The sequence below is a fragment of the Edaphobacter paludis genome, from assembly GCF_039993895.1.
Lineage (GTDB): Bacteria > Acidobacteriota > Terriglobia > Terriglobales > Acidobacteriaceae > Edaphobacter > Edaphobacter paludis.
Genome location: NZ_CP121194.1, coordinates 3,423,252 through 3,437,345, shown reverse-complemented (window position 1 = coordinate 3,437,345; position 14,094 = coordinate 3,423,252). Strand labels below are relative to the sequence as shown.

Here is a 14,094-nt window from a genome sequence, read left to right as displayed (position 1 = left end):
GTGTTAAACCTGAGCCGCCAACGCTGACAGTTGGCGCTGTTACGATGAAGTTGGGGGCGCGGAATTGAGACGTACCTGAAATAGGATGCGTCAACAGGATGGGCGGGTTCACCCAGCCGAAAGATTTCGCTCTCACCTCAAAATTCTCTACTGTGTAGTGCAATTACCGTGTGGTCTGTGCGTTCGCGACGGCGGTGTGTCCAGTCGGATTCGATTTCGATATGGCGTGGCCGGTGACGTAGTAGTTGAAGCTGCTCCAGCGGTAATTTTCCGGGGAGGTGATCAGGCCTCGCGTCCCCGACGCCGAGATCTCATCGCATCGTCAAGGTTTCGCGGTCGGGGAGATGACTCTCGGTTTGCTGGGAGCCTTGCATTCGATCGCTACGTCTGAGCTAAAAACAAAGATAAATAATTTTGATAGAGCACATAATTTTGACTTTTGATCGCGCATCTTTTGCTTCTTCAATGTTTACAGATCGTGCCGCTGTGGTCGACTTCGCGTTTCCGACAAGCAAGAACTTCAACAATGATTTCTATATTTACAACCTAAATAGGTTGTAGTAGGTTCGTGTCGATTAAAGCCTTACGGTATCCGCGTAGACTTTCCGTTTCCTAGGTCCAGGAAAGGAGATCTTAGAGATGAAGCGTATAGATGCTGTGATCAGGCCTTCTCAAGTGGATGGAGTCAAAGAGAGTCTCAACGATTTGGGGATCACCGGTGCCACCATCTTTGAAGCCCGAGGGTTCGGACGGCAGAAGGGGCACACGGAGACGTACCGTGGGTCAGAGTACACGGTTGATGTTCTGCCCAAGCTGTACATCAGTATTGTAGTGAACGATGAACTTTTGGAACCGGCGCTTGAAGCAATCATAGAGAGTGCTCGCACTGGTGTCATCGGCGACGGAAAGATCTTTGTGAGCTCCGTTGACGAAGTAATCCGCATACGTACAGGGGAGCGTGGTCCAACCGCGATATAGATTCTGCCGATTTCTGATTACTGCGGGCCAGCCATACCGTAGCCGTGGAGCGAAAAGGAGCCTAAGATGCCCTACACTTTTTCCAGCCGCCGCATACACTGGTCATTAAAAAAGACAGTCATCTATTTTCTTTCTGCGTTGCTTCTAAGTGGTTCGATGAACCTTGCGCTGGCACAGCAGCAGGCTCAACCCGATCCCGCTGGTCTTGCTACTGGAGACAAGACCGCAGTTACGGATGCTGCGGGGAATCCTCTTGTAGTTCCTGAACCGACCGATAAGACGGCACCGGATTATGCCCAGAATAAGAAAGCCTACGATGCCTATCAGGCGCAGTCCGCCAAAGAGCCCATCGCGCTAAGACTTGCAGATAGTGTCGGCCACATGCGTATTGCCACGAACTTCTCGTGGACACTACTTACCGGATATCTGGTGCTATTCATGCAGGCTGGTTTTGCCCTGTTGACATGCGGACTGGTACGGAAGAAGAACGCCGGGCACTTGATGATGTTGAACTTTGCAGCATATGTTTTTGCGTTTCTCGCCTATTATGTCTGCGGTTTTGCCTTTCAGTACGGGGGCACTGCAATCAATGCGGCTCCAACAAATCTAGGTGGCACACCTACGCTGAATCACTTCCTGCTCGGGAGTGGCTTATGGGGATTCTTAGGCGGCAAGGGATTTTTTCTGAGTGGGCCCGCATATGATTCCGGCTCGCTTTGCCTGGTGCTCTTCGAAGTCGTCTTTATGGAGACGGCTGGTTACATTATTGTCGGAGCAATCTGCGAGCGGATTACTTTCTGGGCATTTCTGCTCTGCGAGCTTTTCATCGGTGGTATTTTGTACCCATCGTTCGGGTGCTGGGTGTGGGGCGGCGGATGGCTCTCACAACTGGGCATAACCAGGCATCTCGCCCATGGTTATGTGGACTTTGCAGGATCGACAGTAGTTCACGGCGTCGGCGGCTTTTGCGCCATGGCGCTTGCAGTCATACTTGGTCCGCGGCTCGGCAAGTATGGAGCCGACGGGAAGCCGCGAGCGTTTCCTGCGCACAACCTGGTCTATGTCGTGACAGGGACCTTCATTCTTCTCTTTGGCTGGATGGGCTTCAATCCCGGTTCGACGCTTGGTGCAACCGACCTGCGAATCTCGGTGATCGCTGTGAATACCAATCTGGCAGCGGTGGCTGGCGCGGCGGCGGCGATGACCTTGTGGTACTTCCTGTTTGGAAAGCCAGATGTGACGATGGCCTGCAATGGGATGCTTGCAGGGTTGGTCGCAATCACGGCTCCATGCGCATTTGTGTCACCTAACTCGGCAGTGGTCATAGGCATTCTGGCTGGCGTGCTTGTAGACATGGGTGTGCTCTTCAACGAACGGATACTCAAGGTCGATGATCCTTGCGGAGCCATCTCGGTACACGGGTATTGCGGCTGGTTTGGCGCAGTTTGCGTCGGCATCTTCGCCGATGGTACCTATGGCGCGGGCTGGAATGGCGTGGGCGTGACATCATACCTGGGAAAAACCGGCATGGGCGTGACTGGACTGCTCCACGGAGATTCCACACAATTTCTCCTGCAACTCGGAGGAGCCACGTTCATGGCGATTTATGTCTTCGGGTTTACCTACGCGGTGTTTAAGGCGGTCAACATGATTCGCCCAATGCGTGTCTCCAAAGAGGTTGAGCTTCAAGGGCTGGATGTGCCGGAGTTCGGGATGGTGGCCTACCCCGAAGACTCACTTACAACGCTTTCTATGGGGCCAGAATGAGCATAAGTTGGCAGCCTCTACTAACGGGTCTAGCTCAACTAAGTTGATATCGTAGATGGACAGCATGGCACACCCGCCTTGCGTTTCAGCCTCGATGGCCATTGCAGAATGGCCGAATTCCGATTAGACCTTTGGCACGAGGATCTGCACTTCCCATGGAGCGAGAAGGATCGGCAGCGAAGCAATCTGCGAAGAGGGCGAGGAAGAAGCTCCGGCATAGATGACTCCGGGCGCGATCGTGGTATGGCCGGTGCCGGTGGTTCCCTTATTGCTGTAGGCAACGGTAAAGGCTGTTCCGTTCCGGTTAATATCGACGTCACAGAGGACCGCACCATTGAATCCATTGGAACCGCTGGTGTTCGCCACGACGAGTACTTCGCGGCTCGACAGTATCCGCGAAAAGGCGATAATTCCGCCTGCTCCGGTGGATGGTCCGAAGTCGTGCCCGTTGCCGGAGACTTCACGGAAGTACAGACGGCCATAGCGCAAGACGGTATCACCGTTACGAAGAGTTGCGATGGCCCGCAGCGACTTATAAAAACTGGACGCGGGGTTGAACGGCTGAGGCAGGTTTCCCCACATCGCTTCGCGGACCGATTCACACGCATCAAGGCCATCGATAGTGCCCTGCAGCCCCTGCTCCGTGCCGTAGTAGACGCACGGAATTCCCTGCAGGGTGAAGAGCAGTGCGAGCGCCATCGAGACCTGTTCGGGCGGAGTGCCCGGCGCGTTGAATCGGGCATTCTGGTCATGGTTATCGATGAAGCTGACGAAGTATTTCCCAGCCTCCCCGTGAGAAGAGATTTGGCCTTCCTCGGCGATGTTCCGGTTCTTGAATAGTGCGGCAAGGGGCTCGACGCCCGGTGGGTTGGGACCAAGCGCCTTGATGACGACGGGAAGTTGAAAAAATAGCGGAAAGTCGAGCGCAGAGTCGATGCCAAATCCCTGAGTGTCCGGGCCGTTGCGACCTACGAACTCATCGATCGTGCCGTCGGAGTCATAGATTTCGCCGAAGGTGAAGAAGTTTCGCTTGCCCGCGCTCAGGGCGAACTCACGCATGGCATTGCCGAAGGTCGCAATCATATCCGCGCGCACGTACTTCACGGTGTCGATACGGTAGCCGTCGATGTCGTATTTGGCCATTAGATATTGGTAGGCACGGATGAGGATGCTGAGTACCGGGTACACACCGTACTGGACCCGCAGCGCTTCCTGACCTGGGACGGATGCGTCGTACTCCGCGCACAGTTGGCGCATCACGCTGAAGTCGCCAGGCACATAGTTCAGTGGGGGGCCAGGCGAATCCGAGTCCTTGGAGCCGCGTCTGCGGAAGAAGACGGGACGTTGCAGGTCGATCGGCCAGATTGTGTCATCCGGCCCGGCTCCGGCGGGTGACACCTCGTTCTGCCAATCGCCGCGGGGTGCCCCGAATCCATTCATCCACTGAATGGGCGGTTCGTTGCCGGGAGGCCCGTAAAGCAACCCATGATCGGTGAACGAAGGCTGTATCTGGTCCTGCCATACATAGTCAAAGATGCGGCCGGCGTGGTTCAGGACGATGTCGACAATCACGTAGATGCCGCGTGCGTGTGCCTCGTTGACGAGTTCGGCGAGTTCAATCTCGGCAGTCGCTTCCGTGCCGTCGGATGCAAAACGTCCTTCCAGACTGAAGAAGTCTTGCGTGTTGTAGCCAGGATAGGCGTAGGCGAACCCGTCGATCTCCGGGCGCGTATTTTTGAGTACCGGCGAGAGCCAGATGGCCTTGACGCCCAGTTGCTGGAGATAGGTCAGTTGCGCCTGAACCCCTTTGAAGGTGCCTCCCTGACGAAAGCCGTACTTCTTGTTCCAAGTGAAGGCGGGCGGAGCGCTGGGGTTATGGAAGCGATCGATCAGCAGAAAGTAGATCCAGCAATCACGCCAATCCGCCGGAGAGGGATAGGGATATGGGACCTGCATGGATCTTCCGTCGATGTTCACGGAATTGGTCGAAGAGTTTAGCGCCGCCGTAAGATAGGCGTCCAGGACACTCTGAACTTGGGACGAGAAGGCCTGAGTAGGCATGAGACACCTCCTGCAAACGAGCTCTGGTGTGAATCACGAAAACGGGGCCTGAACTGAGACGAATATACCTGTTTCCAGGCTCACGAATAGGAGGAATTCGGAGATTTTTCAAAACAGTCTGCAAGCATCGAAGTATCGCCTCCCCGGGGGAGGCGATTTCGGTTTAGATGGATTGGTTAAGCACGCGATTGAGACGTTGGACGAAGGTCGCCGGGTCTTTGAGTGGAACGCCTTCCAGAAGCAGGGCCTGGTCGAAGAGTAGCCATGCGGCGTCTTGTATGGCTGCATCGTCGGTTTTCGTGAGGAGCTTTTTGATGATCTCGTGATCGGGATTGATCTCGAGCGTGGGTTTCAGCTCTGGAAGGTTTTTCTGGCCCATGGCCTGCATCATCTGACGCATGCGGGCAGATGGCTCGTCTTCGTCGGAGACGATGACCGAGGGGCTGTCGGCGAGGCGTGTCGAGATGCGGATCTCCTTGACGGCGTCGCCGAGCGTGGCCTTGAGCTTCTCGATGAGGGGCTTCAGCGATTCGGCCTTCTCGGGCTCGGCTTCGCTCTTCAGATCTTCGCTAGCTGCGCCTTTGTTGGCTGCCTTGAGATCGATTTCTCCGTACTTGTCGATCGCGGAGAAGACGATCTCGTCGATGTCGTCGTCGAGAATAAGAACTTCGATGTTCTTCTTCTTGTATATCTCGAGCAGGGGCGAGTTCCGGAGGAGAGCCTCGTTGCCGCCGGTGATGTAGTAGAGACTCTTCTGTTCGGGCTGCATGCGTGCCTTGGCCTCAGCGAGCGAGGTAAGGCCATCGACCTTGGTGGACTTGAAGCGAATGAGTTCAAGCAGCGTCTCGCGGTTGGCGAAGTCACCGTAGAGGCCTTCCTTGAGTGGGCGATTGTATTCAGCGATGAACTGCGCGTACTTCTCGGGATTGCTGGTGGAGAGGGACTTCAGTTCGGAGAGGATCTTTTTGACGCTGGCCGCCTTGATGCTGGCCAGGACCTTGTTCTGCTGCAGGATCTCGCGCGAGACGTTGAGAGGCAGGTCTTCGGAGTCGATGATGCCGCGGACGAAGCGGAGGTATTGCGGGAGGAGTTCCCTTGAATCGTCCATGATGAAGACGCGCTTGACGTAGAGTTTGACTCCGGTTTTGTAGTCGGTCTGGTAGAGATCGAGCGGAGCCTTGGCGGGAATGTAAAAGAGGGTGGTGTACTCAAGGGTGCCTTCGGCGCGGGTGTGGAACCAGAGGAGTGGGTCTTCCCAGTCGCCGGTGAGGGACTTGTAGAGCTCCTTGTAGTCCTCGTCGGTGAGCTCGGACTTGGAGCGCTGCCACATCGCGGAGGCTGCATTCACCTGTTCGGTGACGCGGGATTTAATCGACTCCTTTTTTTCGGCATTCCCCTCGCTCTTGTCATAGGTGAGGAAGATGGGGAAGGCGATGTGGTTGGAGTACTTCCTGACGATCTCCTGGAGCCGATAGCTATTGGCGTACTGCGCCCCTTCTTCGTTGAGGTGGAGAAGGACGGTGGTGCCGGCGGAGGCACGTTCAGCAGGCTCTATCTCGAAGCCGGTCTTGCCGTCGGAGATCCACTTCCACGCCTTGTCGTCACCCGCCTTGCGCGAGATGACTTCCACCTTGTCGGCAACCATGAAGGCGGAGTAGAAGCCGACGCCGAACTGGCCGATGAGGTTGGAGTCCTTGCGTTGGTCGCCGGAGAGCTGCGAGAGAAAGGTCCTGGTTCCCGAGCGTGCGATGGTTCCAAGATGCGACACGAGATCTTCCTCGTTCATGCCGATCCCGGTGTCCGAGATGGTGATGGTCCGGGCGTCTTCATTGAGCTCGAGCTCAATGCGCGGAGGCTCGATGCCGTTGCCGACGAGGGCTTTGTATGCGTCGTCGGTGAGGGTGAGGTGGCGTAGCTTATCGAGAGCGTCGGAGGAGTTGGAGATGAGCTCGCGAAGGAAGATCTCGGGATGTGAGTAGAGCGAATGGACGATCAGCTGCAGGAGCTGGGAGACTTCGGTTTGAAATTGTTGTTTAGACATGTCGTCCTTAATTATTGCCAGAAAATAGCGGAATAGGTAAGGGGACGGCTGGGAGGGAGGAGAACTGGAACGCCGCCAGATGGTGATTTGCGACATTTGCTCTCATTTTGCGCGTTAGGCCGGCGCAAACGACACGATGCTGACGGAAGCAGCCATAGCTCAAGACAGTTAAGATCTTTCGGGCCGTTAGCCGTCACGGAACGCGTGGGGTAAAGGAATCTCCGAGAATGTCATATGGTATGTGGTTCGGAGGTGTGCGGAACGAATGCAGTTGGATCATCTCGCTCCGCATGATGATACTCCCTGTTCTGTCGTGGTCCCGAGGCCGAGCTTCTGCCAACTCTGGAGGAACTTGATATCGGCTTCGTTTCCTTTAGCCCACTTGGCGCCGGGTTCCTCACCGGCAAGATCGATGAGAACACGAAGTTCGATCCCACGGATTTCCGTAACATAGTGCCCCGCTTCTCGTCCGAAGCGCGCAAAGCCAACATGGCTCTGGTCGACCTGGTTAAGGCAGTCGCAGAACGCAAGGGCGCGACACCGGCCCACATTCCCAAGTGGATGAACTCACCCGAGTGGTAGGACTGCAAGTATCTGCAGGGAGATGGCGGTCTCGGAAGGGTGCGATCCATTGTGAATGAAGTGATTGTTGGGTAAACGCAGTATAGCTACACCTACACCCAGCCTTTGCGTGATACAGGCCTATATCCGATGTATCAGCGGAACGCCGGAGGCGCGTCCACTCGGATCGCGCCGAGCTACCATCTACTACACCCTTGTGTGGGATAGCTCTAAGCAGCCCGATGATGCTGCACGGCAGAACCAAGTGAAAACCTACCGGTTGCTCTTCGAGAAGATGCTCCGAAACATGAAGAAGCTGGCTGAAGGTGGCACCCTCACGCTGCAAGATAAGCAAGCCCCGGTGGAGTTCTAATCGCGGAGGAGAAAGTTGGTGCCCATTCTCGTTCGCCGGAATTCTGGGCCAGGTTGTGCATGATTTTCGTAATCTTGGCCGCATTATGGTTGATTTCTTGAACAAGTAGCAGGAGGCAATTCGGAAACAAATAGCTCGATGAGTGACTCGCCCTGTTATCGCTAACCTAGGCTCAGCCGAATCGCGCTGGCAAACATACCCCCGACCGGTTGACCACGTCTGGATATACATTATCGGCAAGATGACCTCTTTCGAAGGGTGAGATAGACTTAGAGATTCGAGGATCTCCTCCTCGTCGAGCAATACCGTTTGAGAGTAATCCATGTGTCTGATTTCGTGGCACAGATAGGGGAGTTCGCCCTGACCGTCAAACGCACAGATCGAACAATTGCTCGACACCTGGCCATGTTTTATCGATTCATGTTGCTTGGCTGCGCCTGCGTTGCATCCTCGCTTCACGCGCAGTCGCTTTGTGCTGGCATCGCAACTTCGCCAGATGGCGCTGCTGATTGCGCCGCTCACACGGTTCCTATAGCAACGACTGCGGCTCTTGATTCGAGCCGCGCCTATTCACTGACCGAATTAATCGACCTCGGAGAGCATAACAACCCTCGATCCCGCATTGCGTGGGAGCGAGCCAAGCAGCGCGCGGACGAACTAGGCGTTGAGAAGAGTGCGTACTTCCCGGTGCTGGTATTCGAGGCGATTGGCGAGGATCAGCGCTCCATCGAGCCCTTTCCCAAGCCGCTCGCCCCACGTGGATACACCATGGTTGAAGTGCCCATCGTACAACCGCAGCTTAGCTTGCAGTACCTGTTGTTCGACTCGGGCAAGCGAAGCGCAAGGGTCGATGCCGCGGTGGCCGAGAAGATCGCCGCAGGAGCCAACTTCGTGCAGGCCAACCAAGATGTTGCGTTCAAGATCACCGCTGCGTATTACAAGTTGCTAACTGCTCAGGAGCGTCTGCAGGCCACACGCGAGACCCTGAAGACTGCACAGACGACGCAGGATGCAGCTGAAGCCCAGCTTGCTAACGGTCGGTCCACGCGACCGGACGTACTGAATGCCAGGGCCGAAACCTCGCAGGCCATGTTCGACATGGAGTCTGCTGATGGCGATGAGAAGATTGCCAAAGTGCAGCTTGCCGAAGAAGTCGGCGCGGAACCTTCGCCTAACATCAACATCGACGCATTGAGCAACGCACCGCTGCCTGAGTCGCTGACGCTTTCGATTGAAGAACTGATTGATCGAGCTGTTGCGGCACGCCCAGATCTAGCCGCGCAGGCTGCAGAGATTCGGGCCGCAGACGACCGTATTCGTGCCGCCCGGGCAGAGTATCTGCCACGCCTTACACTCTCCGCGACGGGAGCACAGTCGTCAATCTGGCCGACCGTTGACTATGGGCAGTTGGGCAACGCGAACGAGACAATATGGAATGTCAGCATGCACCTGGAGTGGAAGCTCTTCGATGGTGGCGCTCGCCGCAATGAGCTTGCCGCCGCGCAATCGAAGAAACGCGAGGCTCAGGACGAACTGACCGAAAAGCATGATCAGGCGACGCGTGAAGTGTGGTCTGCGTACATCGGATTTCGAACTGCGCTGCGTAAGCAGCAGGCCGCGGTGTCTCTGGTCGAGGCTGCGACTGAGTCGTACGATTCGTCCCTTGATGCTTACAAGTATGGCGTCAAGAATCTGATCGACGTGGTGACTGCGGAGAAGCAATTGGCACAAGCTCGGCTGTCAGGTGTGACCGCGCGATCGCAGCTTTTCCTCGGAGCAGTTGACCTGGAGTTCGTCACAGGAAATCTGTTGCGCAGCCAGCCGCCTGCAACCAAACTTTCGACACAGGATGGTTTATCCAGATGAACTATCCAAGACGCGCCATCTCCGCGATCACTGGAGCCTGCCTGCCGCTTACCGGTTGCGGGCATGCGCCAAGTGTTGACATCATTGGCTCGTTTTTTCCAGTCTGGATGCTGTGCCTGGCCATCGCGATTCCGATGACCTTTGGCGTTCGCGCCCTGATGGTACGGTTTGAGCTTGAGAATTACATTGGCCCGCTGGCTCTCTTTTATCCGTGCGTCGTCATCCTATTTACCAGCCTCCTCTGGCTGATCTTCTTCCGGTAGGAGTTCCCTGTGGCACAAGCAGATACCCAACCCGCTCAACCTGTCGCCCCAACCGACTCGCGTCCTCGCGTTGGCCGATGGATCGGCATTGGCGTAATGGTCGCCGCACTTGTGGCTCTGGGTCTGGCCGCGCTACAGGTTGACCTTCACCCGCGAACGGATGACGCCAGCGTTCGAGCCAACTTCATCGAGATCGCACCAGAAGTGAGTGGCCGTATTGTCGAGCTACCTGTGGCGGACAATGCATTCGTCAAAGAAGGGGACACGCTCTTCGTGATTGATCCTCGGCCGTATCAGTATGCTCTGCAACAGGCGCTGTCGGATCAGGAGGCGCTCGAGCAACAAATCGTCGATGCTCGCCGCCACATAGCGGCCCAGGCCAGCGCAGCCGATGCGGTACGCGCCGGGTTGCTGAGCTTTCGCACGGGCGTGCAGACTGCCGGCAGTGCGATCGCCGTCTCTACTGCCGCCGTTACGCGAGAACAGGCGGCATTGGCGGCCGCGGAAGCTCAACTGAAACTCGCAACGAATAACCTGCATCGCATTGAGCCTCTGCTCGCAAAGCAGTATGTGACGGTCGAGCAAATCGACTCAGCGAATACCGCCGTGCGTGTCGCGCAGGGGAACTATGACGAAGCCAAGGCGGGGCTCGCCCAGGCTGAGGCGGCACAACAGCAGGCCGGATTTCGCAAAATGGAGGCGACGTCGCTGGCAGCCGAACAGGAAGCCAAGCTGGGACAGGCGATCCACACGATCGATACAGTAGAAACGCTGGAATCGCAGCGACCAGCCAAAGCCGCGAAAGTCGAGAGTGCCCGGCTCGATCTGGAGCGCACCCGCGTGGTTGCACCCTTCAACGCGTACGTGACTAACATGAATATCTCAGTCGGGGCTTACGCTCGTCCGGGTGGTCCACTGTTCACACTCATCGACACCCGCACCTGGTATGTCATCGCAAACTACCGCGAGTCCAAGCTCAAGAATATTCACATTGGTGATCATGTCGATCTGTATCTGATGGGCCACCCCGACCGGCGCTTTAGTGGCAAAGTCGAGAGTGTTGGATACGGAGTGTTCCCTGAAGACGGCGCAGTGGCACAGGGGTTGCCCAACATCGATCGCACGCTGAACTGGGTCCATCTTTCGTCGCGCTTTCCGGTACGCATTCGCGTGCTGGACCCCGATCCGGAGTTGTTCAGAATCGGTGCAACTGCCGTTACCGTAGTGCGCTAACCGGGGGCCGCATGGCAACAACGAACGCGATTCCAGTGCAGCCTTCGGAGTATGTGCCGCCCCGAATCGCATGGACGCGCGCGTTGCTTCAGGACCTGCAGCCAACGCCCGGGCGAGTCAGCAGCGCTTTGCGCATTGTGCTCGCTTCCGTCATCGCGTTGGTCCTGATGGAAGCGCTGCAGATGCCCTTCATCGCGCTGGGAATGTACTTCATCTTTCTTATCGGCCGCGACAGTCCGGCCGTCTCTTTCCGCAGCAGTCTCTACTCCTGCGGGGTTGTGATCTTTGCCATCGCGGTTGAGTTTGCGGTCGTCATCGTCTCGGACAACGATCCTGTTGCTCGCCTGTTAAGTGTTGCTGTCGTCACGTTCGTGGCGGGAATGTTTGTGGTCGCGACCAACTACCCCGCTCTCGGTTCCAGCTTCGGTCTGATCTACTGCACAGTGATTTCGTTGTGGGAGCTGCACGCCCCCGCGGACCGCCTCGTAAAGAGCTCGCTGTATCTCGTGGGCACGTTTGCAATCTCGCTTGGCAGCGCTGTTGCGATCGAATACATCTTCGGTGCGCGGCACCCTGCGGAGAAGCTACAGGAGCAACGCCGCATCCGGTACGTTTCGCTGGAACGACTCTTCCGTCTGTATGCCGAAGATGCGCCTCCTCTGGAGCGGTTTCACGCCGCCACCGAGGTCTCGCGCATTGCCGTCGCCGGGTCGAGCCAGATGATGGCCCTCTACAACACGATCGTCGAGCGCAATCTGGACACCGGTGTACTCCCACTTGCAATGCGTCTGCGCATCACCATGCTTGCCCAACTGATGGACGTGGCTGCCGCCTTCGGGCTGCAAAATCCAGCAGAGATTGACACTGAAACGCGCGCTCGTTGCGCCCGGCTTGCCGATGAGTTGAAGCGAGTTGTCCCGGGCATTCCATCCGCACCTGGCACGGGAATTCAACTAGGACCGGGAGGCCACTATAGCTTGCTTGACCGTGTCGAAGGCGCGCTGCACGCGATCCTCACGATGCCCGTCGATATTGGGCCAGTGAAGCACAGGGAGCTTGTCGCGCTACCCAGCAAAGATGTTCCGTTCTTCATACCCGGCGCACTGCGGAGCAAACAGAGCATCGCATTTGGATTGAAGATAAGCCTCTGCGCTACGTTCTGTTACATTCTCTACCACGCGTTGGCCTGGCCAGGGATTGCCACGGCCGTCACAACCGTGCTCGTCACCGGACTCAGCAGTACCGGCGCCACCAAGCAGAAGCTCGCGTTCCGTGTATTGGGATCGTTGATCGGCGGATTGCTTCTTGGCATTGGCGCAATCGTCTTCCTCTTCCCTTACATGGATTCCATCACGTCGCTGGTGGTCCTTGAGATCGTGATTGCATTCCTCTCCGCATGGGTTGCCGCGGGGCCGAAGTTCAACTACATCGGGCTGCAGATCGCATTCTCTTTTTACGTAGTGGCATTTGAGGGGCTGCGCGCACCGACGGGGCTCGCACCGGCGCGCGATCGCTTTATCGGTGTGCTGATTGCGTTGGCCGTGATGGTGTTGGTTTTCGATCAGCTTTGGCCTGTGCGCACAACGACGCTCATGCGAAGCAGTTTTGTCTCCGTCCTTCGACTTGGAGCCGACCTCTTCACAGCGATCGACTCTGGCAAGCCACGCCCGGACATTCTCCACCAAGCAGATATCCTCCGAGACAGGCTGGGCAAAGCTGTAGCTGGGCTACGCAGCATGAACGGCGCGGTCCAGTATGAATTTGGGGCGGAGCGGAGCAGACATATTGAAACCGGCGATATGATCCTTCGTTCAGCTCTGACCAGTGCCGCCCTGTTATGGAACCAGTTGGCCGTGCTTCACAGTGCTGAGGACAGCCACTATCTCCACGAACCAGGCCTGCGCACCATGCGGGCCACCCTGGCCGACCACATGCGCATGATGGCCGACGCCATCGAGCACAACTCTCAGATTCCCATTGAGCCCTGCTGCAACTTCGTGGATCATGCCCTGCTCGACGACCCGCGTTACAGTGACTACGCGCGCAATACCGAGGCGCGCTACGATGAGTTGCAGAACTTCACGGCGATGCTTAGCCTGCAAAAATAAATTGCTAAGGAAAGCCCGCTACTTTCGCCGTTGTCCGTCCACGGCCAGTGGATAGAATATCGGACACTTCGTACCTCGTCGCTGTCTTCCAAGTGAGTCGCAGCATCCTCAAGGAAGTTGTAGTCCAGGTCGAAGCGCGGACTCTTCCGCTCTTGGACTCCTTTGCGCCTCGCTCGAAGCGAGTCAGCAGAGCAGTCTGATCGCCGCGTCCACCGCCACGCGGTTTTCATCGGCTGCCGCAAGCCGTCGTGTCAGCGTACCTGCAGAGCTCAGAACGGCCAAGCCGTGCAACAGTGCCCATAGAGACACAGCACGTTCTCTGGCAGCTTTCTTGGAGAGATCAGGATCGTCCTCGGCCAACATCCGGCAGATGAGATCGAAGCTCTTGTTTGAAGCTTCGCGGAACTCCGGAACTGACTCTCCCGCGCTGCGTACCTCCGGCGAGAAGATTAAGCGATAGTATCCGGGCTGGGTTCGCGCGAAGCGCAGGTAAGCCAATGTGAAAGCCCTTATCTTCGCCTTCAGGCTGTCTCCTGGTTCAGCGGCCGCATTCACTTCCAGGAAGAGCAGCCCAAGGCCTTGAATGGCAAGCTGCACCAGCAAATCGGTGCGATCTCTGAAGTGATGGTAAGGAGCCGCTGTAGTCACGCCGAGTCTTCGTGCAAGATCACGGAATGAGAGTGGCTGGGGCTCGGGTTCAGAGAGCGCTTTAAGTGCCGCTTCCAGCAGTGCGCTCCTGAGATCCCCATGGTGGTATTGGGACACATTCTCAACAGACTGGGACTTTCGTGCCATGCAAGGGCCTCCTTGACGTGACGACGCGATGCGCCGTACCATAATCTT

At 56.7% G+C, this 14,094-nt stretch carries 11 protein-coding genes; 8 read left to right on the top strand and 3 right to left on the bottom strand.

What is annotated here, in order from left to right; all coding sequences use genetic code 11:
* Positions 1–639 precede the first annotated feature (639 nt).
* Positions 640–978, top strand: coding sequence for a P-II family nitrogen regulator (locus P4G45_RS14320; RefSeq protein WP_348267157.1), 339 nt, complete (start codon positions 640–642; stop codon positions 976–978).
* 66 nt (positions 979–1,044) lie between these two features.
* Positions 1,045–2,745, top strand: coding sequence for an ammonium transporter (locus P4G45_RS14315; RefSeq protein WP_348267156.1), 1,701 nt, complete (start codon positions 1,045–1,047; stop codon positions 2,743–2,745).
* Between the two features lie 123 nt (positions 2,746–2,868).
* Here P4G45_RS14315 and P4G45_RS14310 read toward each other — a convergent pair whose 3' ends face one another.
* Together P4G45_RS14310 and htpG are read right to left on the bottom strand one after the other, a co-directional pair.
* Positions 2,869–4,806 carry an alpha-amylase family glycosyl hydrolase gene (locus P4G45_RS14310; protein WP_348267155.1) on the bottom strand — a complete coding sequence of 646 codons (1,938 nt, stop codon included), beginning with the start codon at positions 4,804–4,806 and terminating at the stop codon, positions 2,869–2,871.
* 163 nt (positions 4,807–4,969) lie between these two features.
* Complete coding sequence (gene htpG, locus P4G45_RS14305) at positions 4,970–6,847, bottom strand: molecular chaperone HtpG (RefSeq protein WP_348267154.1); 1,878 nt, start codon at positions 6,845–6,847, stop codon at positions 4,970–4,972.
* Between the two features lie 303 nt (positions 6,848–7,150).
* On the opposite strand from htpG, the gene P4G45_RS14300 reads away from it, so the two are divergent.
* From P4G45_RS14300 to P4G45_RS14275, 6 genes are all read left to right on the top strand, one after another.
* Positions 7,151–7,429, top strand: a complete 279-nt coding sequence (locus tag P4G45_RS14300; protein WP_348269264.1) for an aldo/keto reductase — start codon at positions 7,151–7,153, stop codon at positions 7,427–7,429.
* A 67-nt stretch (positions 7,430–7,496) separates the two neighbouring features.
* On the top strand, positions 7,497–7,781 hold the full coding sequence (locus P4G45_RS14295) for a hypothetical protein (RefSeq protein ID WP_348267153.1): 285 nt from the start codon (positions 7,497–7,499) through the stop codon (positions 7,779–7,781).
* Between the two features lie 324 nt (positions 7,782–8,105).
* Positions 8,106–9,647 (top strand): TolC family protein, encoded by a 1,542-nt coding sequence (locus tag P4G45_RS14290; protein WP_348267152.1) that lies wholly within the window; start codon positions 8,106–8,108, stop codon positions 9,645–9,647.
* Complete coding sequence (locus P4G45_RS14285) at positions 9,644–9,910, top strand: YtcA family lipoprotein (protein ID WP_348267151.1); 267 nt, start codon at positions 9,644–9,646, stop codon at positions 9,908–9,910. The genes P4G45_RS14290 and P4G45_RS14285 overlap by 4 nt, the downstream gene beginning before the upstream one ends.
* 9 nt (positions 9,911–9,919) lie before the next feature.
* The gene (locus P4G45_RS14280; protein ID WP_348267150.1) at positions 9,920–11,143 is read left to right on the top strand and encodes a biotin/lipoyl-binding protein; all 1,224 of its coding nucleotides are present in this window, start codon (positions 9,920–9,922) and stop codon (positions 11,141–11,143) included.
* A gap of 11 nt (positions 11,144–11,154) precedes the next feature.
* Positions 11,155–13,251, top strand: coding sequence for an FUSC family protein (locus P4G45_RS14275; RefSeq protein WP_348267149.1), 2,097 nt, complete (start codon positions 11,155–11,157; stop codon positions 13,249–13,251).
* Between the two features lie 183 nt (positions 13,252–13,434).
* Here the strand turns inward: P4G45_RS14275 and P4G45_RS14270 are convergent, their stop codons facing one another.
* The gene (locus P4G45_RS14270) at positions 13,435–14,046 is read right to left on the bottom strand and encodes a WHG domain-containing protein (protein WP_348267148.1); all 612 of its coding nucleotides are present in this window, start codon (positions 14,044–14,046) and stop codon (positions 13,435–13,437) included.
* Between the last annotated feature and the right edge of the window lie 48 nt (positions 14,047–14,094).

What these genes read in the sequence shown, in the direction of transcription:
- P4G45_RS14320 (WP_348267157.1), top strand. Translation starts at nt 640, where the DNA reads ATGAAGCGTATAGATGCTGTGATCAGGCCTTCTCAAGTGGATGGAGTC.
- P4G45_RS14310 (WP_348267155.1), bottom strand. Translation starts at nt 4,806, where the DNA reads ATGCCTACTCAGGCCTTCTCGTCCCAAGTTCAGAGTGTCCTGGACGCC.
- P4G45_RS14275 (WP_348267149.1), top strand. Translation starts at nt 11,155, where the DNA reads ATGGCAACAACGAACGCGATTCCAGTGCAGCCTTCGGAGTATGTGCCG.
- P4G45_RS14315 (WP_348267156.1), top strand. Translation starts at nt 1,045, where the DNA reads ATGCCCTACACTTTTTCCAGCCGCCGCATACACTGGTCATTAAAAAAG.
- P4G45_RS14285 (WP_348267151.1), top strand. Translation starts at nt 9,644, where the DNA reads ATGAACTATCCAAGACGCGCCATCTCCGCGATCACTGGAGCCTGCCTG.
- P4G45_RS14270 (WP_348267148.1), bottom strand. Translation starts at nt 14,046, where the DNA reads ATGGCACGAAAGTCCCAGTCTGTTGAGAATGTGTCCCAATACCACCAT.
- htpG (WP_348267154.1), bottom strand. Translation starts at nt 6,847, where the DNA reads ATGTCTAAACAACAATTTCAAACCGAAGTCTCCCAGCTCCTGCAGCTG.